The organism is Sphingobacterium faecium (assembly GCF_003054045.1).
In the GTDB taxonomy this organism is placed as follows: Bacteria; Bacteroidota; Bacteroidia; order Sphingobacteriales; family Sphingobacteriaceae; genus Sphingobacterium; species Sphingobacterium faecium.
Genome location: NZ_QBKH01000012.1, coordinates 39,276 through 64,899 on the forward strand (window position 1 = coordinate 39,276; position 25,624 = coordinate 64,899).

Here is a 25,624-nt window from a genome sequence, read left to right on the forward strand (position 1 = left end):
TGCACAAGTACTTACCAAACAGTTTGGTACTTACCAAATGGTTAGAATAGCTGAATATCAATGGAAAAAAAATTAAAATCAACTGCTCCTTGTGACGAGAGGTGCCCTGTAAGAGCGTCATTATCTCTGTTGGCTGGAAAATGGACACTGATGATCCTGTTTCAGATCAACGAAAACACAGTGCGGTATGGCGAACTAAAAAGAACAGTGACCGGCATCAGTGAAAAGATGCTCATTCAAGAATTAAATATGCTCGTTGAGAATAAATTGGTGATTAAAAAAGTATATCATCAAGTTCCTCCTAAAGTGGAATATACACTAACCGAATTAGGATTGAAAACCCTGCCCATAGTTGATCAACTGGCTCAATTTGGTCTCGAAAATTTAGTTTAAGAATAAATTTAGAGATCACGACTACCATAGACGTAGAAAAAGGAAGTAATTTAATTCCTTTTTACTAAAAAAAGACTCCTATGCATAAAGGAACTGGCATATTCAATAAGAAGACTACAGAAATTGAGTCATACTCCCTTCCTGTAAATCCAGATTATGATATATCTGCCAGAGACCAAGAATTGATCTTAGAAATATTAGAAAATTGGCTTAGGGCCGGTTATTTCAAAGATGGTGTTACTGGTTATAAACTTTACCAAGCTTTATTAGCAAAAATTACTGTCGGGTGTCAATATTGTCCATATGAAAAGCTACTACAATTCGAAGAAAACACTCCTATTACGACAAATTAATCAACCAATCTCCTCTTAAATGGCTCCAACTCTCCTGTTGTAATATCTGGCCAACGAGCAAAATATATAAAGCTTGGAAAACCTTTCGCCATACTGTGCGAAAGGCTTAAACAAAGTTTAAATTTTAACGAAAACGGGTTAATAGATTTGCTAAGAAAATCGGTGTTTCAAAATCTTCCTCCTCGTCTTTAAATGGTCCTGAGGCTGAAGCATAATTAAATTCTTTCACTTCTAGGAACGCTTCATCTCTATACAACCACTCGACCTCCACATGTGGTTTTATTACGAGTTGGTAAATTCTGTCAATTAGTTCCGATTCATCAGTTTCTATATAATTTTCAGGAGTATATGGCTCACCATCATACAATTTCCACACCAGCAAATACTTGAAAATACTAATGCAAATAACAAAAGTACCTTCAGTTTTAGACTTTATTTCAAAACTTAAGCATCGGTCTTCGACAGGAAATGGACTGAATCCTAAAATTTCTGACTGTGGAAAATTTGATCTAAAGTCAGTTATGACCTTCTTAAAAAGATCTGGATGATTGGCAAGAAAACGTTCACCCCGTTCGTCCAACTTGCTCTGTTTTGAAGACTCAGATGGTCTCCAGAAAAAGTCCCAGTCAAAATATTCATCAATTACTTTTTTAAATCTATTCATATCTTCCTTAATTACAAGTACCAGTTGAAGGGGATATCATTGCGGGAACATCCCATGAAAATAATGAGACAGAAGAGCATCTGTAAAATTTTTGCTTTCATATTATATGGTTCTAGTTAAGAAAAATTGGTTAATTTAAAACTTAAAATACAAACTTTTCTTAAGATATCATTAATTTAAAAAAAATATTTAAATAAAATCTGACGCAAAGAATTAGAAGTATAATGAGTTATTATATTTAGCAAATTCGGCGTTGACTTCAATAACTGTTACAAAATTTGATTTTTTCCAGCAAAATTCAAAATATACAAAATCATTCAAACCTCTTTAAGATAGATTTGCAATTAATTGAGTTACTATTTTTTATACTTAACCGATTTACACTATTATGTAATAACTACAAAGAAATTACAGCTGAGCTAATTACAACAAAAACAATTCACGTAGCAGACATTTACGACTATAACGAAGACCCTATAGCCGATATTTTTGAGAGATATTTTCAGTATTGCCAAAAGGCACTTTCAGAATATAGTAATGAGATTTCCCGCGATAGTTCGGTTCATTTAAATGGTTCCCAAGATTATAATAGGTGATTTTATAGTTAACCTAAATTAATATTCAATTTACTACTTGCAAGCTCATGAAAATTTTATACCAAAAATTATGAATACGAAAGAATGTTGGGCAACGGGCTGGTTATCCAATGGTGCGTCCATTCTCATTGTTAAAAAAAGAATTAAAATCAAATCATTTCTACCTAAGTTATTCATTGTTTGAATTGTCAAATTCATAGATGAGTTAAAATAAAAGGTGTTGAATAAACAGAACCTTAAAGTGTAATTAAAGAGCTCAAAAGTGTAATTTTTATTGATATACCCATAGCTACATTTGTATCGGTGTAACGATAGCTTAGCCGGCATAAGATATAGCACCTATAACAAATAATTTTAACATAATTTTTTTAAGATGAAATTCATAAAATTTTCTTTACTCACTCTTCCTCTTTTAGTGTGCTCTTTAAATAGTAATGCACAGGAAAGCGCAAAAAGCACATTCAATTTCCCTACTGATCGTAAGATCAATATCGGAGTTTTAGTTTATGATGGCGTAGAGATTGTCGATACGGGTGGTCCTATTGATGTTTTTGTAAAGGCTAATAACTGGAATGGTAACTATAATATTTACACCGTATCGGCAACAGCCAATAAAAATATAATCATGGACGGTGGAACAGTAAACCTAGTTTCTAAATACAGCATATACGATGCTCCACAATCAGATATATTGGTTATCCCTGGAACATCTCCTGAGATTGTCAAAACGATTTCTGAAGATAAAAAAATGATGAATTGGATTGTCTCACAGAATGAAAAGACCCAAATGACAATGTCTGTCTGTACTGGTGGACTTATATTGGCAAATACGGGTCTGCTCAATGGGCGCTCCGCAACTACGCATCACTGGTCAATTGATGAACTGAGATCGCATCCTAAAATAAAAGTGCAGGAAAAAACTCGATTTGTAGTGGATGGCAAGTTTTTAACTGGCGCCGGTGTCACTTCTGGTATGGATGTGGCTCTTCAAGCTATTGAATTGATAAACGGTAAAGAAATTGCTGACGATATCGCACTCGGAATGGTTTATGACCGTTATAATACGATGGAATTTTTACCTAAAAAATAACACCAAAATAACAAATGAAGTAACTGTTGACATATGACTTGTCAGCAGTTATTCTAATTTATCGTGAAACTGTTTTCTGTGGAATTCCTTCGGAGTTTCACCAGTATATTTCTTAAAAAAGCGGTTAAAATAACTATCCGTTTCAAATCCCAACTCCCATGCGACTTCCTTTGCTGGAACTTTTGACCAGTACAGGAGTCTTTTTGCCTCTAGTAATAAATGCGCATCAATTAGTTGCTTAGGTGTTTTAAGGGTTGATTTACGGACACTTTGATTTAATGTCCGCGTTGTAACATTCAGCCGATCTGCATAGAATTTTACCTGATGTTGTTTATGGTAATGTTGTTTTAGTAACGCTTTGAAACTATCATAGATTCCCTGGACATTGTGATCTTTAACTGGATACTTTACCGAAAGTCCGCAACATTGCACGATCAAAGCATTCAATAGGGCTTTAATCAATTCTTCATCGGCATCTTCTTTATCAACTTCTGTCGAAATAATTTTGATGATATGATCCAATTCTTGAAGTTTTTCAAAAGAAATTTGAATGAACGGCCGTGAGAACAACAGACTTACTTTTTGAAGAAATTGATGAGTCTGATCGGCAATAAAATGACTAGAGAATGCGATTGATACTATTTTGCAATTGCTCATGTCAGGATGCGTATGTACTTGATCAACATCCAGCATTAGCACCGCGGGCCCTGAGAGTTGCTTATTTTCAAAGTCAGAAAGATGACTCACATAACCCTCATACAAAAAGCTCAGGATATAAAAATTATGGGTGTGAGCATCTGAATCTAACTTCATAAATCGCTCCAATTCTTCTCCTGTAATCAATGAAAACTCATCCCTGAAATTTATACTGTAATTGGGTAATATACAATCCATTTTGTTACTCTTCTAAACATCGGACAGGAAGAAAATCCTGTATTTACTATTTATTCTAAAATGACGGTCAAGTTTTTCAAAACACATCATTTGTCTTTTTTGCATCAGTGCACTTACTAAACTAGGTAACTCAATCCAAAAGTTGCTAATTGTTCCATAGCTCTATATAGCTTACTATTATATCATTTATCGGATATAAAAGCACCAACGTCCACTTTCCGATAAGAAAAGTAGGAATTTCGGAAAAAGTAGTATTTCTGCCACCATATTAATATTGCTTATATCCACTGATTATCAGTATTTCTTACCTTTTGGTATGCAGCTATAACCATCTAATATACCTATACAAAGATAACCAAAATACAAATGTGGTCAACATTGAAACATCAATAAGTCCGACAAACCCATTGCATTGTCTAATATCCAACTGGTCTGTTCAACTCGGTAGAAACAATATATCGCTTATGTAACCAAAGTAGCTGAACTTGTTATTAAATTGATGCATATTTACTAAACCATCTTAAAGTGATGGATATTGCAGGTAGGTTTAATCGGTGGTGGAGCTATAAAATGAGCAAAGAGCAACAGGATGTTATTCTTCATCGTCAAGCAGACCAGCGCCCAACTAGTGCATATAATCTTCGTTCAAAAAATGGTTTTGAAAACGTAAAGTTTTTTTCGGAATAAAAGAACGATAGGAAGCAAAAGGTAAAACTTCCGATTGCTGGATCTGAAATTGCTAAAATTAGAATAAAAAGACATCAATATGGAAAAAAATAAGAAAGCAAATGAGCTATGGACTACGAGATGGGACGACAGATACAGCGACGAGGAGTTTGCATATGGTGAAGAACCAAACAATTATTTAAAAAAGCAATTGGCAAAATTAGCCGTTGGATCCATTCTTTTTCCTGCAGAAGGTGAAGGAAGAAATGCCGTATTTGCAGCCAAAAGCGGTTGGAATGTTTCTGCGTTTGACATAAGTATTGAGGGTAAAAATAAAGCGGTTAAACTTGCTAAAAAAAATGAGGTAACCATCGACTACAAAGTGGGCGAATTGGAAACTTTAGATTTTGAACCCGATCAATTTGATGCAATCGCCCTAATCTATGCACATTTTCCAGCTGATATAAAATCTAACTACCACAAGGCACTAGACAAATATTTGAAAAAAAACGGTACCGTAATCTTTGAATCCTTTAGCAAAAAACACATTGATTATGTAAGGACAAACGAAAAAGTAGGCGGACCGAAAGAGATTGAAAGTTTATTTTCAATAGAGGAAATAAAAGCAGACTTCCCGAATTATGAAATTGTGGAATTAGTAGAACAGGAAATTGAATTAAAGGAAGGACTTTACCATAACGGAACAGGTTCTGTGATCAGATTTATTGGAAGAAAAAAATAAGAACAATGAAAAATTACTTTAGAAACTGGAACTTCATGCGGTTGCTTCGATTGGCAATGGGTATTATGATCATCATACAAGGGTTTATGGATAATCAGTGGATGTTCGTAGCACTAGGTGGTTTATTTTCACTAATGCCCTTGCTAAATATAGGTTGCTGTGGTACTTCGAGCTGCAGTACATCGTTTCCAAAAAGCAACAAAAAAACAGATGAAATAACGTATGAAGAAGTGCGCTAAAAAACTGACATTGACCCTAACAGGTTTAGTTCTTGGTGCACCTGCAGGCTATCGCTTATTAAACTAAAGTATCCATTACAGCGTCACACCAACCATCAAGGCTATTCCTTTTGACTCTAGATCTACCCTTCCATAACCGATACCGGTAAGGGGCATTTTAAGAAAAGGTTTTATGCCGACATTGATCTTATCACTCACTTTTTTCTCTAATGAGATTGAAAAATCAGCTACACCAAATATGTGCTGATTTTCACCACTGATTTCGTATACGGCGCTTCTTTTATTTTCTGAATTGCCTGATCCTCCATATTCAAAAGTGTATTTTTCCTTTAACATGAAATAACTTGAAAGACCTGCACTAACATTGAACTTGATTTTTTTATTTTTTAAAACAGTATAATTGGCCGTTAGAGGAATATCAATGACATCACACTCGGCATTCACCATACTTGGCATCTCGGTTAAGGTTGGGGGATTTGCAGGTGAATATAGACTGTAGTCGGACCTATAATTTTTCTTTGCATAAGTGGCTCCTAAGGATATACTTAATCTATTGACTACGGGATAAGAATACAATACGCCAACATTTTCACTTAAAGTCGATTGATCAGATCCTCTTACACTAGATAGATCTGGCCCGGCTAATATACTTAATACGGAGCGGGCATCACGAGGAGCTGCATTGTACTCATTTTTATGCTGTAGCGCCATTGTGGATTCACTCGTGAAACTTTGAAAAGTTTCTATTGATGGGTGAAAGCGATATTTCGATCTTGTCATGGGTTTTATTGTCGGGATCGAGATTTCGCTCAATGAACCTGTTGACAGTATCCTGTTTTTTGAATTAACGACTTCAATAGACGCAGTACGTTGCCAAGCCTGTGGATGCTGTGCTGATGAGAAAGTTTCGGTTAGTTCTTCATTAAAGATTAATGTTGTTTGCTTTTCTTTCGCACCGCCTTCTCCTTGTAGCTTTCCGTTGAATTTTTCCCGTAACACAGGAATGTCAGTATTCACAGTTTCGAAACTTTCATTTTCATCTGTAACCAATATATTTCTGTCTAAAATAAAGAATACGGTTGCAATAGCAGCTGCACTTGTTACAGCTAAAATAAGCAATCTTCTAACTTTTTTTTTACCACTTTTCTTCTCCAAAAGTGACTGCATATCTTGCCAATGATCTTCATCGAAGTCTAGTTTAGGATCACTTAATCCTTTTCTAAAAAGTTCATCGATCTTGTTCTTTTCCATCAATTATGTTCCTAACTTTTAATTGCTATTGAATTTTGATTTCTTACCATTTCCGCCAACCGTTGTCGTGCCTTATGTAGATTGGATTTTGAAGTGCCTACTGCAATGCCAAGCATACTACCGATCTCTTCATGCGTATAGCCATCGATGGCATAGAGATTGAAAACAGTCCGGTAAGTAGGCGACAATTTTTGTACCATCAGCAACAGATCCTCATAATGCAACTTTTGTGTAATTGTTTCATCTGTAATCGGATGCTCATAAGATGCTATATCAACCACAGCGCCCATACGAACCTTGCTCCGGTAGTAATCGATTGCTGTGTTTGTCATGATTTTTCTGATCCATGCTGATATAGGTTTATCAAAATTATATTTTTTTATGTGCTTAAATACCTTAAAAAATCCGTCATTTAATATTGCCAATGCTTCTTCCTTATCGTTTGAATACCGTAGGCATATTCCCAATGCCAGGGCATGATATAGTTTATAAAGATCTTTTTGGGATCTCCGGTCCTCTATGATGCATCCTTTTATGATTTGGATCGTGTTTTCGTCATGTTCGTTTATCGTCACTCGAGATGCTGCTTTTCTTTGATAAATATAGTGTTAACTATATTACGATGGAGAAATAAAAAAGGTTGCCTTGGTAAATTATTTTTTTTTAGATCTCAGGCAACCATCTTCAGAACTGCACCGTATTGATTAATAAACTACACTAAAACTATTGATCATGAGATTCAACAAAACCAAAATGAAAACAGCCATGATGGCAACCGCGCTATTAACCATTTTTTCATCCTGTTCTAAAGACAAGGTTGAAAATCCTGAAAATAATACGAAAGGTATGCAGACATTCCAAGATGCTAAATTCGGCACAATTCTTACTGACAGCAATGGAAAAACATTATACTTTTTCTCAAGTGATACCAAGGGCTCTTCAAGTTGTACCGGAAACTGCTTGACAGTCTGGCCAATTTATTATAGTGGTGATATAAGTAGCGATGTGAAGATTGATAAGAGCCAATTAGGAGAAATCACGCGGGCTGACGGTAAAAAACAAAGTACCTATAAAGGTTGGCCTCTTTACTATTATGTTGGCGATAGCAAATCTGGCGAAGTACAAGGTGATGCCGTAAATAAAATCTGGTATGTTGCAAAACCCGACTACTTACTTATGGTCGCAAACGGGCAACTAAAAGGAGATGACACCAAAAACTATTTAGAAAACTATACCGAAGGACAAGGCAATACAACCTATCTGACCGACGATCAAGGAAGGACATTATATGCCTTTAAACCAGATAGATTTAATAAAAACAACTATACAGCCGCTGATTTTAGCAATGATGCTCTGTGGCCTATCTTCCAAAAAGAAAAAGGTGCACTACCTTCCTTGGTTTCTGCTACAGATATTGCCGTTATTACGGTTTTTGGAAAGAAGCAATTGACATATAAAGGATGGCCGTTATATTATTTTGGTCAAGATCAACAAAGAGGCGACAACAGAGGGATCAGCTATCCGCGTCCAGGTGTATGGCCAATTGTGAATGATAAAACAACCGTCGCAGCCGCAAACTAATCTTAAATCTAATCCCATTTGGTTTATTCCTATTTATTATGGAAATATTAAAATTTAAAAAACCATCATACGATATACGAATTGGTAGGCAGTTCAGGGCTTCTTTAGTATTGCTTGGAATCGCTGTTCTATTTAGCTGTACAAAAAAACAGGCTCAGGAGATTTCTCCTGAGCTACCTAATGAGACTGAAACCGTAACCGTACAAAACGTGACCTACATTAATTTTGCGAAGGCACTTTTCGAAACAAAATGTAATTCATGTCATGCCACTGGCAGATCGGCGAGCGCACGTTGGACTTTTAACGGGTTTAGTTCTGTTAAAGATCATGCTGCCCGAATTAATAATGTGGTATTGGTCACCAAAACAATGCCGATCGGTTCAACATTGTCCGCGAAAGAGATAGAATTGTTAGATGCTTGGTTTAAACGTAATACACCTGAAAATTAAACGTAAACTTTTATGAAAAAAATTACTATTTATAGTGTATTCCTGTTTCTGCTTCTGAGCCTTGAGGGTTTTGCACAACAGAGCAGTTCCTTTATTTCAAAAGGTGCATCCATCAGCTTTTTCAGTAGTGCAATGCTCGAGGACATCGAGGCTAAGAGCAACTTAGCGGGATCAGCTTTGGATATAAAAACTGGAGATATCTTATTTCGGGTAAAGAATACGTCTTTCCAATTTGATAAGAAACTGATGCAAGAACATTTCAATGAAAATTATATGGAAAGTGACAAGTATCCTATTTCAGAGTTTAAAGGGAAAATTGAAAATAGTGGACAATTAACCAAAGATGGGAATTATACCGCAAAGGTTTCGGGTACATTACAAATTCATGGTGTCACCAAAGCTTACGCTACCATGGCGACATTTATAGTCAAAAACTCAATTATAACTGCTGCAGCTAGTTTCGACGTCAGACTAGCAGATCATAAGATCACCATTCCATCTGTGGTTGGGAAAAAAATTGCAGAAGTTGTCAAGGTAAAAATAAATGCCACATATAAACATTAATCTAAAGCATGCAAGGAAATATGAAAAGTATAATATGTACACTTCTATGTGGTATCACGACAGGTGCATTTGCACAGGAGGATCTTGATAAACTGATCGATCTAGGAAACCCTAAGAATGAAAAAGTTACTGCAACATTTAAGTCGGGCAGCTTGATTAATCTTAAAACTACGGAGACCATTCATCGAAATGAACTGGATTTTAAGGTGGATCATCGTTTTGGAGATATCGCAGGAAGTGCTGGTGGGTCCAAAAATTTCTTTGGTCTAGACAACTCTTCGGATATCAGAATTGGTCTTGATTATGGTTTATTGGATAACCTAACAATTGGAATTGCTAGAGCAAAAGGAGCAACAGAAATCAGACAGCTTTATGAGGCTAATCTAAAATACCGCTTTTTGGAACAAACTGTCGATAACAGTGTACCTGTATCCATCGCTTTTTTTGGAAGTACGACCGTATCGGCGATGGAAGCCTCGGAAGATAAAAATTCGGCAGCTAATTTTGATGATTTCAGTGACCGTATGAGTTATGTAAGTCAATTGATCATAGCTAGGAAGTTTAGTTCAGGTATTTCTTTTGCATTGGTCCCCACCTATCTTCATCGCAATTTTACAGCTTTTAATGAACAGAATAATATGTTTGCTATCGGAATCGGAGGTCGGGCAAAGGTTAGTAACAGAATCGCGGTCGTTGCAGATTATTTTCTTCCTTTTCGTCAGTCGTCTAAAAAGCAATATCGAGAAAACATAACGGGTCAACGCTACTATAATGCTTTAGGTGTGGGACTGGAAATGGATACAGGTGGCCATATCTTCCATTTAAACTTTACAAATGCAACAGCTATGCAGGAATCTCAGTTTATTAGTGAAACAATCAGTTCTTGGGGTAAAGGACAATTCAGATGGGGATTTAGTATTGCAAGACGTTTTAGTTTTGATAAAAAACCTAAAGAATAGGCTTTAATCTATTACATCTTGTAGGCAGCCTTTGCAGTGAATAAAATAGGTAATTTGCTTATAATATAAGCCTCATAAATACGAAAGGCGCTTACCGTTATTATAATTTTCCCGAAAAGTCAGATACTTTTTGGGAAAATTATAATATCAAAACACAAATAACGCAGTGCTGAATATAACTGCAATTTGTAAAAAAATAAGTCAAGAACTTTTTACTTGCTAACCAGCTCTTACCGCCTTTTGGGTTCTTGGTCACCAGTCTCAAAATGTTTTCATGCTGCATGTCTATAATAATGCTTTCCTCATTATTTTATTGCTGCTCTTGAATGAAGAAAAGTACAATAACATGGCGAATACAAAAAAAACTATGAACTGATACCATTTTGATACTCATGTAAAAAATCACTTGTTGTAAGTCCAGTCTGTTTTTTAAAGAAACGCATTAAATGGTTGGGTTCTGAAAAATTAAGCTGATAGGCAATCTCTGCAACGGTAAGATTGGAATGAATTAGGTAATCTTTGATTTCTATCAATAAACGTTGCTTCAGCAAATGAGTCGCTGTAACATTAAATTGATTTTTAACCGCTTTATTAAGAGCAATCCGATTAATATGAAGAAGTTCGGTATAATCACTTATACGTTGCTTTTCTTTGATGTGAATTTCTATTAATTGCTTAAACGCAAAAGCATCATTTTGCTCATTTTTTTCTGCTGCCAAATGATTTATTTGACTATATTCTCGGTTTAGTTTTTGAAGCAGATAATAAATCAATGAACGGATAATATGTACACTGTCAATTCTAGTCCTTACCAATTCTGATTTTATTTCAGCAAGAAGAGAGAAATACCTTTCCATAAGTGCATCATCGATCTGCATATTCAGGGGACATTCCAACTGATAAAAGTATAATAAACGATAGGCAAATAACTTGTCTGAAAAAAAATCATTCAAAAAGTCCTCTTGAAAAACTAAAATTACAAAATCTAAACCTTCTGGATTTAGGTTCCATTCCCGTTTTTGAAAAGGAGACAGAAATATAATACTGTTGTCGCTGATCTCTATTTTATGATGATTCAAAATAACATGACCACTTCCCTTTTTAATAAAAGCGATTTCAAGATAATCGGTGTCGTATATTCCACTATTAAGATAGCTTTCTTTAACTTCATCTGAAGGCAAAACATTAATGAGAAAATCAACGCCACATTCTGTTTTATGAAATTTTACGGTTCTCAATTTATTTTCTTTTAAACAAATGTACTAAAAGTTCTTTTCCAATTTTTTTCACACATTGCAGAATTGACAACATGGTATAATGTAGTGTAAAAAAAGACCGGTGAAGAACACCTTTAAAAAAAATATATTTAAACCCCAAACCCACATTATTGAGTGGGTTTGGGCTTTACGCCTTTTGATAAGACTCTGATTCTTTTTTAACAAAATGCTATGTCACCTAAAGTGACAACGTAATAACTTCTGTATCTTGAGGGACTATCAATTTATCCTTGCCGATCTTCAACTCGGAAGCTTTCTGAATTAAAGAACTTCTTGTTGTACGGCAATGGTCCAATGCGTCCATGTGTACTGCAATAACTTTTGCATGACCACTTTCACGGATGAGAGCCATTGTCTGTTCTTCGTTCATAATAATCGGAACATTTTCAAATCCTTTTATAAGTGCTCCTCCGGAATTAACAACGATGTAATCTGGCTTATATTTTTTAATATTTTGCTTGATATCATCTGTCCAGATTGCATCTCCGACAATATATACCGTAGGTTGGTTTTTAGCTTCTAGTATAAATCCAGAAGTCTTGCCCATCATCTTCAATACCTCACCACTTCCGTGTTGGCCTTCTAGACGATGGATGTTAATCCCATTCCATAGTTTAGTGTCATTGAGAACGGTTGCATTACTAAAACCTTCCTTTTCAAAGAAATCTTTATCCGCAGGTTGGATCATCAATTCAATCGATTTGTTAAGGGTTTTACTCGCCACTTTATCAAAATGATCTTCATGGCTGTGGGAAACAAGCACTAAATTAACATCTTTAACAATCTTCTCAACTGGCATTTTCAGCTCAATCGTTGGATTGCGCTGGATTCCCGCCCAAGAATCGATAGCTCCTTTTGGAGATAACATCGGATCAACAAGAATTCTCTGCCCACCATACTCTATAAGTAAAGTGGCATTTCTAACTAACTGAATTGTTGGCTTCGTGCCTACGTTGGATTGTCCAAACACTATTGCGGCTAATAACGTAAACGTAACTGCCAGAAATATTTTTTTCATATTTTCTTTCTTTATTATTATTTAAGACACCACACTAATTGACTTGTTCGTGTAGTAATGTTATTACAAAAGTCACTATATTATATTATTGATCTGCTACCATAATCTCACTGGTTACTACCATTTTGATACCGTTCTCTTTACTGTATTTTTTATAACTTCAATTTTCAAAAAGATTTCAGCAAAAATAACCCACTCTATAGATTTCATTTTTCTAGATGGCATTACGCTAAAACTAATGATTGCTACAGACTCAGATTGGGCATATGGTATGCATCTGCTATCAGTTTTGCAGAATGCAGTATCCCTTCGAGAGAATGACCTAAATTGGCTATCATCAATTCATCTGCCCCTGAAATCTGCTGAAAGTAATTTAGCTTACTTACGACCTGGTCTGCAGTTCCATAGATCATTTTATGGTTCCAACCGTCCAATATATACCTTTCGGAATCACTGTACTTATAATTTTTTAATTCTTGCGGAGATGGAATTATATATGATTGCCTGTTCATCATTCGGAGCATACTATGTGATAGCGAATATGACTGTGATTTGGCCTCTTCTTCATTGTCTGCTGCATAAACTGAAAAGCAAGCAATGGTGTAAGGACTGTCAAGTACTTTTGAAGGTCTGAAGTACTTTCTATAAAGTTCAAATGCGGCCAACATGTTTTCAGGTGCCAATTGCGCAGCAAAGGCAAATGGTAGTCCTAACTTCCCTGCCAATTGCGCAGAATAACCACTAGATCCCAATAACCAAACTAATGGACTTTCAAAAGATCGTGCAATACCGTTTTCAAGATCTTGACCGGGCCCAGGAACTGCAAATACCTTGCCTTTGTAAGGATGTCCTACAGGAAAATCGTCTTCAAGAAAATGGAGTAACTCCGTCAACTGTTCTGGAAAATTTTCAGCTCCGATCTGCTCACGACGGAGTGCTGAGGCTGTAAGCTCATTGGTCCCCGGTGCACGTCCTATTCCAAGATCGATACGCCCTGGAGCCATCGCCTCCAGCATACCAAATTGCTCGGCAACGACCAAAGGCGGAAAGTTTGGTAGCATCATGCCACCAGATCCTAATCTTATTTGTTGTGTTTCGCCGATCAGTCGGGAGAGCAACATCGCGGGTGAAGAGGTAGAAACAGCGGGCATGCCGTGGTGCTCAGCTACCCAATAGCGGGCAAAGCCCCGTTTATCTGCAAGTTTAGCAAGCTGAATACTGTTATTAATTGCTTCCATACTTGAATAACCTTTTCCCGTTGTAGCCACATCAAGGATGGACAAGGGCACCGGAGCGCTTCCTTGCTTTTTAACCGAATGAAAAGAAACGGGTATATTATTGGGATTGTCTTTATTTTTATTTTTCATAAACTATTAATTTAGAATATGATGCAAAATTACAAACAGAAAAAAAGCATAGGGTACCAAAAATAATCTGAATACTATCTTTTTGATAACTGAAAATAAAGAGGCAACCTTGTCAGTAGCCAACAGCCTTCACCACAACTTGTCAAACCAATAAAGAATTACGTTCTTTGTATTCATACTAATTAGTATTTTTTATGAAAAAGTCATCAGCAACTCGGCATACAATTCTTGAAAAAGCATTTGAAATTATCTATACCAAAGGTTATCAAACGACAAGTATTGATGAAATTATTGCGACAACAAAAGTTACAAAAGGAGCATTTTACTATCATTTTAAGACCAAAGATGAAATGGGTTTGGCTATAATTAATGAAATTTTAAAACCAACAATGCAAAATGATTTCATTAAACCTTTACAAAATGCAAAAAATCCTACTCAGGAAATTTATGATATGACAAAAGCGCTACTTCTGGAAAATCCTCTTTTGAAGTTAGAATATGGATGTCCCGCAGGAAATTTAACACAGGAAATGACACCTTGGAATGCAGCTTTTGGAAAGGCACTATCTGAGCTGATTCTAGAATGGCAGCAAACAATTGAAAATAGTATAAAAAGTGCCAAAGAAAATGGAACCATAAGGGAAAATGTGGATCCGCAGCAAGTCGCGTATTTTATTATGTCAGGGTATTGGGGAATTAGAAATTTCGGAAAAGTGTATAACAGTACAGCATGCTATCACTCCTATTTAAAAGAACTGAAAATTTACCTAAACAATTTAGCTTAAATATTCTTTAATAAAAACATACTACTTAGTATGTTTTTATTATATTTACATCGACAAACAAAATTTGCGATGTATCAAACACTTACTTTTTATCATTCCTTAATACGCTGGCTAGTGCTAGCAAGTATAGTTTATGCTATTTATCGGGCATATAAAGGTTATTCTTCTAACGCTGTATTCTCCAAAAGAGACAATGCTACACGTCATTGGACAGCAACAATTGCACACATTCAGCTTCTAGTTGGAATTGTATTGTACACTCAAAGCCCCATCATCAAATACTTCTGGAATAATTTTAATGAGGCCATTGAAAATTTTGATCTTGCCTTTTTTGGTCTACTTCACCTAATTTTAATGTTAATAGCGATCATTTTAATTACCATTGGTTCTGCTAAAGCAAAAAGAAAAACAACCGACAAAGAAAAATTCAAAACAATGTTGATTTGGTTTTCAATTTCACTCATCATTATTTTCATAGCCATTCCTTGGCCGTTTTCACCATTTGCTACCAGACCTTATTTTAGATAGTATGATAAATTTATTCAAAACAAAAATCGGAAGATTGCGCATTATTGGGTTTCTTGAAGGCGTATCATTATTAGTGCTCATTTTCGTAGCTGTACCTCTGAAACATTATTTTCACAATCCTAGTTTAAGCGAAATATTAGGACCGATTCATGGAGCAATTTTTTTACTTTTCCTGTTTAATACGTTAAGTGTTGCTGTAGAGCAGAATTGGAAATTTAAAACGACAACTTGGAAAGTTATTTTGGCCTGCATTATTCCATTCGGAACATTTTACATTGACCATAAAATATTAAGCAAACTATGAAGACGATATATATTATTGGTGCTATAGTTATATTGATTTACATCTCGTATCGAACCTATCGTTTCGCAACACTTGATAATGGGCTCGCTCATAAAATAGAGAATGGAGCGGTAATTTTAGATGTTCGAACCGAAAAAGAATATAATATGGGACATATTGATGGTTCAATAAATATTTCACTAGGCACTATTAATGAGAGATACATTGAACTGGATAAGAGCAAAACATACATTACAACCTGTTCTCACGGTTTAAGGAGTGTGAAAGTGGAAAACATTTTAAAAGACAAAGGTTTTAAAAATGTTTTTAATGGGGGTGCTTGGTCTGACCTTGAAAAAATAGTAATCAAACTAAAAGATAATTGATGATTTCAGTGTTTAAAACAAGTGTGATAAGTATAAGAGAAATAGAGACACTAAAACCGTTTCTTGACACACATCTCGGAATTTCAAAGTGGAATTTTGACCTTGAAGACTGCGACAATATTTTGCGTATTGACAGTATAAACGAAATTACTGAACGTACAATTAAAATTTTGAGCGACTATGGTTTTGACTGCCAAGAACTTGAAGGCTCACCTGTAGGTGATACAGTCAAAAGTAGCCTGTCATAAAACTTCAAATTTTCACAACTCTTTCTCTACTTCCATTAAGAGTAACTAGCAATACAGTACAAATCAAAATTTGTACTGTACTGCTTTATTGACTAGAGATTATCTGATATAATTTTTAGATTTGATTTTCAAAAACCTGCTTTTGAGGTATACCAATCTGCGCAGATTTACCTTCCCAAAATTATACCATAGTACAAAAGACAGAATAGGCAATCTGAAAATAATCACCCAACCGAAGATCTTTTTAAGAGACACCAAGATAGCTTGTTGCTCCATCTGCGAATATTTTTGTGAATTTAGCATTCCGAAAGTATTCATATCCAGGTATACTACAAGATCTACAATACTCTGCAACTGATAACGGTACAGCAGGTAACTGTATACAGGTGCAAATGCCATTACAGAAAAAAGTTCTGATGACCTGCATACCGAACATGATCTGACTTAAAACCTTGGGCATTAACGCAAAAAGACAAAAGTAATAATGCGGTTTTGATAATATACTTCTCCATTTTTAATTTAGTGTAAAATGTATCTTTTATTACGCTTATAATAACAAGAAACTTAAGAAGCCACCGATGCTGTTTTCATTGTGTTTCTCTGGACCGTAATAATCGATATTGGCACCCACACCAAAAGTTATTTCTCTATAACTTAAACCAGCTCGAGCCATGAGGTAACTTCTTGTTTGCAAATTGATGACAGTACTGTATTCATACAAAGCCTGAATTCGCGAATAAAGGCGCCAATTATCATTTATCTGTGGTTTATATTCAACTAAAAACATTCCTTCGACATTCGTGTCTTTAGAATAATCTATTCTAGAATTAGCCACAAACAACCAAGTTGGATTAGCTACGGTATAGATTATACCTGCTATAGGTCGCATACCTTTCACTGGGGTTACGTGCAGACCGCCTGCTAGTTTGAAACCCTTTGCGATATCATAGGTCAGACTGGCTTGCGTCATGTAATCGTTGATCTGATTACTGTCCCATTCTCCCACGAGAGACGTTACACTAAAAAAGCCTAGCTTGGGAATAGTCTTAAATTTTTTATCGATGATCATTTGAAGGGCCAATCCTCTGTTGCTACCCAAAATTTCTGTATTTATTGGTGGATTTATGACTGAAATTTGAGATTTTTCTTGTGCAATAGCATTTCCGATCATTACGGAAAACAGTGCTATAAAAACATACTTTATTTTTGTTACATCGTTCATTTTGTACTCTTGGCTTGTATGAAGTGTGAAAGAATTTTACCCCCAATATCAGGCTTAGTTCAATAAGAAATTAGTTCTTACTATGCTCCTTGGTAATGCAAATTTGAACTAATTTAAACTCTTAAACTATAAATAATCAGGCAGAAAGTTTACAAAAACGTACCAATAATTCAAAATATTACTGAAGCAAATAAATAAATGTTATTTTAACACTTATTTATTTACTCACATTACATGTATTAAAAAAAATAGATGTTATGGCCGTTAGTAAAAAGCAGTATAAAACCATTTAAATTATAGATCAATGATAAAAATTTTAAAGATAAGTGTTGGTTTCTCTTTCGCTCTTCTAACCTACATTTGTCATCAATCAAATGCACAAACTCGAGTTAGCTCAGCAACAGCAGTACTTCCTATACCTCAAATACCTCCAACAGGACCGGTAGATAGTTTGCCTATGGGAGATTGGAAGTCTTTCGAAGAAGTTAAACTCGATATTCCTATTTTCCCAGGTCCATTCAAACCAACATGGGAATCGATAGAGGCTAATTATCCTGGAGATCCTGATTGGCTCAGGGAAGCGAAGTTTGGTATATGGGTTCACTTTGGCCCTCAAGCATCGGGAGAAAGTGGTGATTGGTATGCGAGAAAGCTATATACACCTGGTACGCCTGCATATAAAAATCACCTTAAAAATTATGGTCACCCTTCCGAATTTGGTTATAAGGAAATACTTAACAAATGGAATCCCACCAAACTTGATCCTGCTAGACTTGCTAAAATATATAAGGATGCCGGAGCAAGATTCTTAATGATCCAAGGCGTACACCATGATAATTATGACTTGTGGAACTCACGCTATCAACCATGGAATTCAGTTAACATAGGACCTAAACGTGATTTAATTGGCGAGTGGGCGAAAGCTTGCCACGAGAATAACATTCGTTACGGAGTAACCTTTCATCATGAATACACCTGGTGGTGGTGGCAAACAGCTTTTGGAAGCGATACCACAGGGGCTAAGAAAGGATTACCTTATGATGGCAATCTTACTGCTACTGATGGAAAGGGTAAGTGGTGGGAAAAATATGACCCTCGCCTACTCTATGGCATAGATCTGCGCGAATATAAAGGAGTTGCTGAAAAATCTCACACGCCGTGGTCACCACCATCTCCAGGAATTTTTAGTAGACACCTGGAATACGCGAATTGGTATGCCAAGCAATGGGCATTACGTATGATGGATGTGGTGGAAAAATATGACCCGGATTTTATATATACAGATGGTACAGTTCAAGGACCTTTCACTGGTAACGGGACAGGTACGGGTTATAAAGCAGATGCGATGCAGCATGTCATCGCTGATTATTACAATAGGACACTAAAGAGACACGGAAAGGTCAATACTTTTAGTATTGTGAAATTTCGGGATAAAACAAATGGTACGGTTACAACCGAGGAATTTGCTATTCCTGAAAAAATTAAAACAGACCAGCCTTGGATAGCGGAAGCGCCGGTTGGAGACTGGTATTATGCACCTAATTTTACTTATGACTCCGGAATGATGATCCGATATGTGATAGAGGCTATTGCTCGGGATGGTAATGCTGCTCTCTGTGTTTCACTACTACCAGATGGATCATTGGATGAGGGTAGTTTAAAGATGCTCAAAGAGGTAGGAATATGGATGCGACGTAACGGGGAGGCGGTTTATGGAAGCAGAGCATGGAAAATTCCTGGGGAAGGAGAACAAGAAAACGGGAAATTGAAAATGCTCCCAGGGGGCGGACTTGGTCGCAGACATGCAGAATTTAAGTTTAACACCAAGGATTTTAGATTTACCGTAGGAAAAAACGGATCGCTTTATGCTTTTTGTATGAACCTGCCGGAGGCTGGATCTGAATTGAAAATAAAATCACTTGGTAGTAACGTAAACTTATTGGAAAAAACGATTAAAAAAGTGAGCATGCTCGGATACGAAGGTAAGTTGAAATGGAAGCAGGTGGCCGATGGATTGGTCGTGACTTGTCCTTCCCAGATGAATTATGCAACCTCAGTTGTGTTTAGAGTTGAGTAAAATATCTAGTATACACCTGAATACTCATGTTGTGTATTTAAAATAAATAAGTAACGCTGATATAAGACTGCGTTACTTATTTATCTCTTGAAGGACACTACCTTGCTCCCACCAATAGAAAATGATAGAAGATTTTACCATTTTTAAAATTTAATATGACGAAAACCATATTAATATTGTCATGGATTATCCAAAAAGGTATTTTATAAGCTGTTTGGATTAGCATCGTATCTTTTATCTAGGATTAATTTTGCATCATATCTTACAAGAAAATTTAATCCAAATTGGAATACAGAAATAGATGATGAACATAGTAGCAGTTAGATGAGTGATATCATGCATCAATGATATTTGTAAACTGTTAGGCTATTTTATTTAAGAAAGATCTGTATTTAAAGAAAAGAAAAAGGGATATCAATAAAAACAAATTGTTGAAAATAATAATGCACTTTTCAGACCTTGTAAAACCAGGTTTTCTCCATAAATGTTTAATAAATGCATGATGCTGATTGATAAAGCAATCACAAATGTGGTGATGATCTTGATCCGTAGTTTATTAAGATTTGTGCTACTCTTTTCTATTTCTGAAGCGATTGTCTGAGCCGATAATTCGGTATTATTTTACGAATATAGACTCCCTACGCATAAATATCTGCAGGTATAATCACCTTATCGGCAATCCCCTTTTCTTTTACATAGTCCACCCCCGTTTTGCGCGTTAGGAGATAGTGATTGATCGCTTCCATATGAACCGCAATAGGAGTTGATGCGCTTTATAGACATCTTCTTTTCCCATGATATCATCATAACTCGCAACAAAATGATTGAAGCTATTGCTTTATACATGGAATTAACAGCTATTAATAATTAGCGTAATACACAACATGTTCGCAAAAGAGGAAGTAATTCACGATTGCATTTAAAAGTTAATTTATCTAAGTTTGTCAGTACCTATTTAAGACTATCCATGAATTTAAAGAATGAGATTGATTCAAAACGTTTATTACAGCGCCTACAAGAAGGCGATCGCGATGCGTTCGATCTTATTTTTAAACTTTATTGGGATCCGATACTGCTCTATTTATCCAAATTAGTAAAAGATAGAGCTGATGCTGAGGACCTGCTTCAAAATATTTTTGTTAATCTTTGGAACAAGAAAGAGTCCTCATCAATACAGCATCTGCAGACATGGCTATATGGTGCAGCACGAAAAAGTGCACTCTTTTATCATCGTACACAAAGCAATCAAAAAAAACTTATTATCTCTATTCTCGATTACATTCAAGATGAGGGTTTTTCTCTGAGCGATCAGCAACAAGGTAAAGAACTACAAATAATAATTGACAAAGAGATTGAAAAATTACCGTTAAAGATGAAAGAAGTCTTTATACTTAGTCGTCAAGAACAGTTAAGTTATAAAGAAATTGCAGAACGTTTACAGATTTCAGATCAAACTGTTAAAAAGCAGATAAGTAACGCGTTAAACATCCTTCGGAGCAGTCTTAAAAAACAAGGCCTCTACGCTCTCCTGCTTCTTATTCTCATCGATTTAAAATAAATTAAATATTTTTTTAACATTCATCTACCACCAAGTGCCTCTTGGTGCAACTATGATATAAACAGTGTCCCCAATGGAACAGAAAGATATCGCAGAAATACTATTAAAGTATGAACTTGGTATAAGTTCAGAAAAAGAGAACAAACTTATTGAGTCTTGGTATGGTGCCCAAACTGCAGAAGATTGGACGTTTAATGCTTTAGGACAACAGGAACATAAAAATAATATACTTTCTCAAATTCATAAGCAGATCGGTACTCAATCATCAATCCGCAAACCAATTTACCGATCGCCATTATGGTGGAGTGCCGCGGCAGCTATACTCATAGCTGTTTTTGTTCTATTCTTCAATCAAACCCATTGGAATAAATCAGATAAAATCGCAGAAATAGATCAGTTTAAACCGGGTAAAGACCAAGCAATATTAAAACTAGATGATGGATCCACCTTTGTTCTCAATGGGGCCAAATCAGGTGTAAAAGTTATTGATGGCACCGCTGTCTATCTTGATGGATCGGCCATTAGTAAAGATGAACTGCATTCTCAGTTATTGACCATAGAAGTTCCCAAAGGAGGTCAATACCAGGTCACGCTCCCAGATGGCAGTAAAGTCTGGCTGAATGCAGCTTCCACATTAAGATACCCAATGCAATTCAGCAATACCCAACGCGAAGTATCCTTGGAGGGTGAAGCTTATTTTGAAGTGACTAAAAACCCACATAAACCCTTTATTGTAAAATCAACCCATCAACGAGTAGAAGTATTGGGAACAGTATTTAACATTAACAGTTATACAGAGCGCGGATATGTGGAGACCACACTTCTTGAAGGTTCCGTGAATGTCAATCAACACCGTTTGCTACCAGGCCAACGATCCCTTATATCCGCATCCTCTGCCCAGATTCTTCCTGCAGACATTGAAGCTGCTACAGCATGGAGAAAAGGATATTTTCTTTTTGACAATGAACCTTTACCGCATATTTTAGCGACCCTTTCACGATGGTACAATGTTGAATTTGATTATAAACAAACGGAGATTGAAAAACTATCTTTCTGGGGATCAATTGATAAAAACCAGTCCTTAACGAAAACGCTAGAATTCTTTGAAAGTACTAATCAAATAAAATTTGACTATCAGGAGGGCAAAATAGCTATCCATAAAAAATAAAACAAACCTAAGTAGAAAACAGACACACTAACCTAAACAACAAACCACAGATGAATCGCCTAAAAAACTTGCTATTGGTCACCTCGGTGCTGGCGAGCACCACATTATCCGCGCAACAGCTCAATTATCAGGGCAAACCCTCCCTCAAAGAGCTGTTCACTATCATTAGGCAGCAAACCGGTTATAACATCATTGCCTCTAGCAATCAAGTTGACCTGAATGCTATTGTAACCGTAAAGGCTAAAGATAAAATGCTAAGAGAAGTTCTCGAAGAAGCTTTTCAAAATCTACCCCTTTCTTTTAAGATTGTAGGTAAAGAAATTACCATTTTACATGACGACAGGACAAAAGAAAACAAAACCAAAAAGCAGAAAACAGTACAGCAACTGTTTATAAATGGGATCGTACGAGACAAATTAGGTCCGATAGAACTCGTCACGATCTACAATAAAAATAATGATAAAGTAACCTTTACCGATAGTAAAGGTATGTTTACTATTGAAAGAACCGACAACACTGACACGCTGATTTTTAGCTCACTAGGCTATAAAGAACGAGAGATCTATATCCCGATCAATCAGCAAAAAGTGGATCTACAACTCTTACAAGTACAGACCGTACTCGACGAAGTCAGTGTACTCTCCTATGGCCAGCAAGTGTCCAAGCGTCTCAACACAGGATCAACATCTGGAGTTACAGCAGCCATCATCGAAAAAACACCAACTGCAGATCCGCTGATCGCTTTACAAAATCGCGTCCCAGGTCTTCTTATCAACACCTTAAGTGGCCTCCCAGGTATACAGACACAAGTGCAGATCCGTGGCATCAATACTGTAAATCAAGATGGTCAAGCCAGACAGCCTCTTTTTATCGTGGACGGTATTCCCTTCAACAATAACTCATTGTCTCATATAGGAGCAAATAATTTAACCAAATCCATTTTAGGGGAGAGTCCGCTCAAAAGTATAGACCCGAGTACCATCGCTAGTATTGAGGTGCTCAAGGATGCAGATGCAACAGCAATTTACGGTGCACGTGGTGCCAATGGTGTCATCTTGATCACAACTAAGCGTGGCAAAGTAGGCCGCGCCACACTCAGTGCAGACTATTACCATAGTTTTGCTTCCATTGGTCGTCATATGAAAATGCTCAACACGGCCCAATACCTGGAGATGCGTCGAGAAGCTGCAAAAAATGATGGTATAGAACTAACACCAGAAGCCTACCCCGATTTATTCTCCTGGAGTCAAGCCGAAGACCACAATTGGCAAAAGGAATATTTTAGCAATATCGCACATACTTACAACGCCGAATTATCACTTTCTGGCGGTTCGTCCAGATTTAATTATATGCTAGGCGGTGGATTTCGCCGTGAAAATACAGTTTACGATAAGAAAAATGGCCTTTCTATAGGCAATTTTCGAAGTAATCTAGATTATAATACTGCAGATGGAAAGTTTACAGCATCGTTATCAGCAAGCTATGCAACAGATAAAAATGATATTATACCACTTTCCTTTAATAATTTCTTGACATTACCTCCCAATTATTCACTTTATACTGCCAACGGCGAATTGAACTGGGGACTAGAAAACCCGATTGCACAACTGGAACAAACCATAGAGAATAAAACAAAAAATATGGTAAGCAATTTGTCCTTAAGTTACCGACTTTTACCAAATTTAGTGACCAAAATTAACACAGGTTATACCCGTATGCATATGGACCAAATGGCGCTCCATCCGAGACGATCATTTAACCCGGCTTATTCAACACCAGGTAGCAACTCGTTTACGGATGCCACTACAGCAACTTTCAATTTTGAACCGCAATTGGATTATGACTTAGTCCTAGGTCGTAATGCCTTCCATGCGCTCCTAGGCGGTACTTACAATAACAGTGAAAACGAAAGTATCAACAAGTCTGGCGCCGATTATTTAGACGACAGCATGATCGAAGATATCAATGCCGCTGGACGGATTGATATCTTACAAGATCAGAGGCAATACCGTTTTCTCTCAGGTTTTGCACGCATTGGTTGGACCTTTGACCAAAAATATGTACTCAATGGGACGATTCGTCGTGATGGTTCTTCTCGATTTGGTCCTGGCAATAAGTATGGAAATTTTTGGTCACTTGGCGCAGCCTGGATAGTAAGTGAAGAAAAATGGCTTAAGGAAAACAATATCGGGATTAGCTTTGCTAAGCTGCGCGGTAGTTATGGCCTTACCGGAAATGATAATATAGGTGATTACTCTTATTTTGTCAATTATGCCAGAAGTCTGGAGAACTATCTAGATCAAGGATTTTTACCGACCAATCTCTTCAATGCCAACTACCAATGGGAAGTAAATAAGAAACTCGATCTTGCGGCAGAAATGGGTTTTTTGAAAGATCGAATTGTACTTGAGGTCAATTATTACCGCAATCGATCAGGCAATCAGCTTGTCGGTTATGGACTACCGACACAAGTTGGCTACAATTCGGTTAATCAAAATTTGGATGCTATTGTGCAAAACAGTGGTTGGGAATTTAGTTTACAGACTACACCCATCAATAATTTAGTTTTCACCTGGAAAACCAATTTTACAATGAGTATCAATCGTAATAAATTGCTCTCGTTTCCAGATCTATCAGGATCACCCTATAGCTTAACCTATCAGCTGGGAAAACCCCTCAGCCTAACTTGGGGATATAAATATCTGGGCATCAATCCTACAGACGGACAACCCCAATTTGAAGATATCAGCGGTGATGGTCAGATTAGCTTTCCTGATGACTATACAGTACTAGCACCCAATATTCCCACATTTTTTGGTGGAATTGGCAACTCGTTTAACTACAAAAACTTTGACCTGGATATCTTTTTCAGCTTTAAGAAAAACAAGAATGCCTATTTCTTCCCATTCTCTGGAGCGGGAAGCACTATGAATGCTCCCGTCACCGTTCTTGATCGTTGGCAGCAAGCTGGTCAGGATGCTAAATTTCCGGCCTACACAACCAACTCAATGGTGATGTCCAATTATAGCAGCTCCAACGCCAACTATGTCGACGCATCGTATCTAAGACTTAACAATATGACATTAAGCTATAGAGTACCGCATAAGTTTATTGAAAAAATAAAGATGAAAAACCTACGTGCTTACGCCACTGGGGCAAACCTATTCACCCTAACCAAATTTAAAGGAACAGATCCAGAGACTGGTATCGACATGCCTATGCTACGCACATTTACACTAGGAATAAGAAGCTCATTTTAAATTAAT

At 36.5% G+C, this 25,624-nt stretch carries 26 protein-coding genes; 17 read left to right on the forward strand and 9 right to left on the reverse strand.

What is annotated here, in order from left to right:
* The first annotated feature begins 60 nt into the window (after positions 1 to 60).
* Entirely contained in the window at positions 61 to 393 is a 333-nt protein-coding gene (locus C8N37_RS22055; protein ID WP_108160939.1) for a winged helix-turn-helix transcriptional regulator, read from the forward strand.
* 80 nt (positions 394 to 473) lie between these two features.
* A complete protein-coding gene (locus C8N37_RS22060; protein WP_108160940.1) occupies positions 474 to 746 on the forward strand; it encodes a hypothetical protein in 273 nt (90 codons plus the stop codon).
* Positions 747 to 870: 124 nt separating this feature from the next.
* On the opposite strand, the gene C8N37_RS22065 is transcribed toward C8N37_RS22060, so the two are convergent.
* A complete protein-coding gene (locus tag C8N37_RS22065; protein ID WP_108160941.1) occupies positions 871 to 1,410 on the reverse strand; it encodes a hypothetical protein in 540 nt (179 codons plus the stop codon).
* Positions 1,411 to 2,379: 969 nt separating this feature from the next.
* Between C8N37_RS22065 and C8N37_RS22070 the strand changes: the two genes are divergently transcribed.
* A complete protein-coding gene (locus C8N37_RS22070; RefSeq protein ID WP_108160942.1) occupies positions 2,380 to 3,096 on the forward strand; it encodes a DJ-1/PfpI family protein in 717 nt (238 codons plus the stop codon).
* Between the two features lie 48 nt (positions 3,097 to 3,144).
* On the opposite strand, the gene C8N37_RS22075 is transcribed toward C8N37_RS22070, so the two are convergent.
* Positions 3,145 to 3,990 carry a helix-turn-helix domain-containing protein gene (locus C8N37_RS22075; RefSeq protein ID WP_108160943.1) on the reverse strand — a complete coding sequence of 282 codons (846 nt, stop codon included), beginning with the start codon at positions 3,988 to 3,990 and terminating at the stop codon, positions 3,145 to 3,147.
* Positions 3,991 to 4,756: 766 nt separating this feature from the next.
* Here C8N37_RS22075 and C8N37_RS22080 point away from each other — a divergent pair.
* Both C8N37_RS22080 and C8N37_RS22085 read left to right on the forward strand, forming a co-directional pair.
* Positions 4,757 to 5,398 (forward strand): class I SAM-dependent methyltransferase, encoded by a 642-nt coding sequence (locus C8N37_RS22080; RefSeq protein WP_108160944.1) that lies wholly within the window; start codon positions 4,757 to 4,759, stop codon positions 5,396 to 5,398.
* A 5-nt stretch (positions 5,399 to 5,403) separates the two neighbouring features.
* Positions 5,404 to 5,637, forward strand: coding sequence for a hypothetical protein (locus C8N37_RS22085; RefSeq protein ID WP_108160945.1), 234 nt, complete (start codon positions 5,404 to 5,406; stop codon positions 5,635 to 5,637).
* A 75-nt stretch (positions 5,638 to 5,712) separates the two neighbouring features.
* Here C8N37_RS22085 and C8N37_RS22090 read toward each other — a convergent pair whose 3' ends face one another.
* Both C8N37_RS22090 and C8N37_RS22095 read right to left on the reverse strand, forming a co-directional pair.
* The gene (locus C8N37_RS22090; RefSeq protein WP_108160946.1) at positions 5,713 to 6,888 is read right to left on the reverse strand and encodes a porin family protein; all 1,176 of its coding nucleotides are present in this window, start codon (positions 6,886 to 6,888) and stop codon (positions 5,713 to 5,715) included.
* Positions 6,889 to 6,899: 11 nt separating this feature from the next.
* The gene (locus C8N37_RS22095; protein WP_206368227.1) at positions 6,900 to 7,463 is read right to left on the reverse strand and encodes an RNA polymerase sigma factor; all 564 of its coding nucleotides are present in this window, start codon (positions 7,461 to 7,463) and stop codon (positions 6,900 to 6,902) included.
* Between the two features lie 157 nt (positions 7,464 to 7,620).
* Between C8N37_RS22095 and C8N37_RS22100 the strand changes: the two genes are divergently transcribed.
* From C8N37_RS22100 to C8N37_RS22115, 4 genes are read left to right on the forward strand one after another with little or no spacing between them, the layout of a single operon-like run.
* On the forward strand, positions 7,621 to 8,469 hold the full coding sequence (locus C8N37_RS22100) for a hypothetical protein (protein ID WP_211322329.1): 849 nt from the start codon (positions 7,621 to 7,623) through the stop codon (positions 8,467 to 8,469).
* 38 nt (positions 8,470 to 8,507) lie between these two features.
* Positions 8,508 to 8,918: a c-type cytochrome gene (locus C8N37_RS22105; protein ID WP_108160947.1), complete on the forward strand. Its 411-nt coding sequence runs from the start codon at positions 8,508 to 8,510 to the stop codon at positions 8,916 to 8,918.
* A 12-nt stretch (positions 8,919 to 8,930) separates the two neighbouring features.
* Positions 8,931 to 9,482 (forward strand): YceI family protein, encoded by a 552-nt coding sequence (locus C8N37_RS22110; RefSeq protein WP_108160948.1) that lies wholly within the window; start codon positions 8,931 to 8,933, stop codon positions 9,480 to 9,482.
* Between the two features lie 20 nt (positions 9,483 to 9,502).
* Positions 9,503 to 10,441 carry a DUF5777 family beta-barrel protein gene (locus C8N37_RS22115; protein ID WP_244914509.1) on the forward strand — a complete coding sequence of 313 codons (939 nt, stop codon included), beginning with the start codon at positions 9,503 to 9,505 and terminating at the stop codon, positions 10,439 to 10,441.
* A gap of 365 nt (positions 10,442 to 10,806) precedes the next feature.
* Here C8N37_RS22115 and C8N37_RS22120 read toward each other — a convergent pair whose 3' ends face one another.
* The 3 genes from C8N37_RS22120 to C8N37_RS22130 all read right to left on the reverse strand — a co-directional run bounded on the left by C8N37_RS22120 (position 10,807) and on the right by C8N37_RS22130 (position 14,103).
* The gene (locus tag C8N37_RS22120; protein WP_108160950.1) at positions 10,807 to 11,679 is read right to left on the reverse strand and encodes a helix-turn-helix domain-containing protein; all 873 of its coding nucleotides are present in this window, start codon (positions 11,677 to 11,679) and stop codon (positions 10,807 to 10,809) included.
* Between the two features lie 217 nt (positions 11,680 to 11,896).
* Positions 11,897 to 12,688 carry an MBL fold metallo-hydrolase gene (locus C8N37_RS22125; RefSeq protein WP_211322330.1) on the reverse strand — a complete coding sequence of 264 codons (792 nt, stop codon included), beginning with the start codon at positions 12,686 to 12,688 and terminating at the stop codon, positions 11,897 to 11,899.
* A 293-nt stretch (positions 12,689 to 12,981) separates the two neighbouring features.
* Positions 12,982 to 14,103, reverse strand: a complete 1,122-nt coding sequence (locus C8N37_RS22130; protein ID WP_108160952.1) for an LLM class flavin-dependent oxidoreductase — start codon at positions 14,101 to 14,103, stop codon at positions 12,982 to 12,984.
* 194 nt (positions 14,104 to 14,297) lie between these two features.
* Between C8N37_RS22130 and C8N37_RS22135 the strand changes: the two genes are divergently transcribed.
* Genes C8N37_RS22135 through C8N37_RS22150 form a run of 4 tightly spaced genes read left to right on the forward strand, consistent with a single transcriptional unit; the run spans position 14,298 to position 16,085 of the window.
* On the forward strand, positions 14,298 to 14,888 hold the full coding sequence (locus C8N37_RS22135; protein ID WP_108160953.1) for a TetR/AcrR family transcriptional regulator: 591 nt from the start codon (positions 14,298 to 14,300) through the stop codon (positions 14,886 to 14,888).
* 30 nt (positions 14,889 to 14,918) lie between these two features.
* Positions 14,919 to 15,416 carry a hypothetical protein gene (locus C8N37_RS22140; protein WP_237682711.1) on the forward strand — a complete coding sequence of 166 codons (498 nt, stop codon included), beginning with the start codon at positions 14,919 to 14,921 and terminating at the stop codon, positions 15,414 to 15,416.
* 1 nt (position 15,417) lies between these two features.
* On the forward strand, positions 15,418 to 15,720 hold the full coding sequence (locus C8N37_RS22145) for a DUF3817 domain-containing protein (RefSeq protein WP_108160954.1): 303 nt from the start codon (positions 15,418 to 15,420) through the stop codon (positions 15,718 to 15,720).
* Complete coding sequence (locus C8N37_RS22150) at positions 15,717 to 16,085, forward strand: rhodanese-like domain-containing protein (RefSeq protein ID WP_108160955.1); 369 nt, start codon at positions 15,717 to 15,719, stop codon at positions 16,083 to 16,085. Before C8N37_RS22145 ends, C8N37_RS22150 begins: the two co-directional genes overlap by 4 nt.
* Positions 16,086 to 16,432: 347 nt before the next feature.
* Here the strand turns inward: C8N37_RS22150 and C8N37_RS22160 are convergent, their stop codons facing one another.
* Both C8N37_RS22160 and C8N37_RS23015 read right to left on the reverse strand, forming a co-directional pair.
* Entirely contained in the window at positions 16,433 to 16,732 is a 300-nt protein-coding gene (locus C8N37_RS22160; protein WP_108160957.1) for a hypothetical protein, read from the reverse strand.
* Between the two features lie 148 nt (positions 16,733 to 16,880).
* The gene (locus tag C8N37_RS23015) at positions 16,881 to 17,555 is read right to left on the reverse strand and encodes a hypothetical protein (RefSeq protein WP_186812869.1); all 675 of its coding nucleotides are present in this window, start codon (positions 17,553 to 17,555) and stop codon (positions 16,881 to 16,883) included.
* A 304-nt stretch (positions 17,556 to 17,859) separates the two neighbouring features.
* Here C8N37_RS23015 and C8N37_RS22170 point away from each other — a divergent pair, with 304 nt between their 5' ends.
* The 4 genes from C8N37_RS22170 (at position 17,860) to C8N37_RS22185 (ending at position 25,618) form a co-directional block, all read left to right on the forward strand.
* On the forward strand, positions 17,860 to 19,632 hold the full coding sequence (locus C8N37_RS22170; protein ID WP_108160958.1) for an alpha-L-fucosidase: 1,773 nt from the start codon (positions 17,860 to 17,862) through the stop codon (positions 19,630 to 19,632).
* A gap of 967 nt (positions 19,633 to 20,599) precedes the next feature.
* Positions 20,600 to 21,190 (forward strand): RNA polymerase sigma factor, encoded by a 591-nt coding sequence (locus tag C8N37_RS22175; protein WP_108160959.1) that lies wholly within the window; start codon positions 20,600 to 20,602, stop codon positions 21,188 to 21,190.
* A gap of 73 nt (positions 21,191 to 21,263) precedes the next feature.
* Positions 21,264 to 22,358: a FecR family protein gene (locus tag C8N37_RS22180; RefSeq protein ID WP_108160960.1), complete on the forward strand. Its 1,095-nt coding sequence runs from the start codon at positions 21,264 to 21,266 to the stop codon at positions 22,356 to 22,358.
* Between the two features lie 50 nt (positions 22,359 to 22,408).
* Complete coding sequence (locus tag C8N37_RS22185) at positions 22,409 to 25,618, forward strand: SusC/RagA family TonB-linked outer membrane protein (RefSeq protein WP_108160961.1); 3,210 nt, start codon at positions 22,409 to 22,411, stop codon at positions 25,616 to 25,618.
* The last annotated feature ends 6 nt before the right edge of the window (positions 25,619 to 25,624 follow it).

Bases quoted from the DNA above. Each gene is read 5' to 3' on its own strand.
- C8N37_RS22055 (WP_108160939.1), top strand. From the start codon at position 61: ATGGAAAAAAAATTAAAATCAACTGCTCCTTGTGACGAGAGGTGCCCT.
- C8N37_RS22060 (WP_108160940.1), top strand. From the start codon at position 474: ATGCATAAAGGAACTGGCATATTCAATAAGAAGACTACAGAAATTGAG.
- C8N37_RS22065 (WP_108160941.1), bottom strand. From the start codon at position 1,410: ATGAATAGATTTAAAAAAGTAATTGATGAATATTTTGACTGGGACTTT.
- C8N37_RS22070 (WP_108160942.1), top strand. From the start codon at position 2,380: ATGAAATTCATAAAATTTTCTTTACTCACTCTTCCTCTTTTAGTGTGC.
- C8N37_RS22075 (WP_108160943.1), bottom strand. From the start codon at position 3,990: ATGGATTGTATATTACCCAATTACAGTATAAATTTCAGGGATGAGTTT.
- C8N37_RS22080 (WP_108160944.1), top strand. From the start codon at position 4,757: ATGGAAAAAAATAAGAAAGCAAATGAGCTATGGACTACGAGATGGGAC.
- C8N37_RS22085 (WP_108160945.1), top strand. From the start codon at position 5,404: ATGAAAAATTACTTTAGAAACTGGAACTTCATGCGGTTGCTTCGATTG.
- C8N37_RS22090 (WP_108160946.1), bottom strand. From the start codon at position 6,888: ATGGAAAAGAACAAGATCGATGAACTTTTTAGAAAAGGATTAAGTGAT.
- C8N37_RS22100 (WP_211322329.1), top strand. From the start codon at position 7,621: ATGAGATTCAACAAAACCAAAATGAAAACAGCCATGATGGCAACCGCG.
- C8N37_RS22105 (WP_108160947.1), top strand. From the start codon at position 8,508: ATGGAAATATTAAAATTTAAAAAACCATCATACGATATACGAATTGGT.
- C8N37_RS22110 (WP_108160948.1), top strand. From the start codon at position 8,931: ATGAAAAAAATTACTATTTATAGTGTATTCCTGTTTCTGCTTCTGAGC.
- C8N37_RS22115 (WP_244914509.1), top strand. From the start codon at position 9,503: ATGAAAAGTATAATATGTACACTTCTATGTGGTATCACGACAGGTGCA.
- C8N37_RS22130 (WP_108160952.1), bottom strand. From the start codon at position 14,103: ATGAAAAATAAAAATAAAGACAATCCCAATAATATACCCGTTTCTTTT.
- C8N37_RS22135 (WP_108160953.1), top strand. From the start codon at position 14,298: ATGAAAAAGTCATCAGCAACTCGGCATACAATTCTTGAAAAAGCATTT.
- C8N37_RS22140 (WP_237682711.1), top strand. From the start codon at position 14,919: ATGTTTTTATTATATTTACATCGACAAACAAAATTTGCGATGTATCAA.
- C8N37_RS22145 (WP_108160954.1), top strand. From the start codon at position 15,418: ATGATAAATTTATTCAAAACAAAAATCGGAAGATTGCGCATTATTGGG.
- C8N37_RS22150 (WP_108160955.1), top strand. From the start codon at position 15,717: ATGAAGACGATATATATTATTGGTGCTATAGTTATATTGATTTACATC.
- C8N37_RS22160 (WP_108160957.1), bottom strand. From the start codon at position 16,732: ATGGCATTTGCACCTGTATACAGTTACCTGCTGTACCGTTATCAGTTG.
- C8N37_RS23015 (WP_186812869.1), bottom strand. From the start codon at position 17,555: ATGAACGATGTAACAAAAATAAAGTATGTTTTTATAGCACTGTTTTCC.
- C8N37_RS22170 (WP_108160958.1), top strand. From the start codon at position 17,860: ATGATAAAAATTTTAAAGATAAGTGTTGGTTTCTCTTTCGCTCTTCTA.
- C8N37_RS22175 (WP_108160959.1), top strand. From the start codon at position 20,600: ATGAATTTAAAGAATGAGATTGATTCAAAACGTTTATTACAGCGCCTA.
- C8N37_RS22180 (WP_108160960.1), top strand. From the start codon at position 21,264: ATGGAACAGAAAGATATCGCAGAAATACTATTAAAGTATGAACTTGGT.
- C8N37_RS22185 (WP_108160961.1), top strand. From the start codon at position 22,409: ATGAATCGCCTAAAAAACTTGCTATTGGTCACCTCGGTGCTGGCGAGC.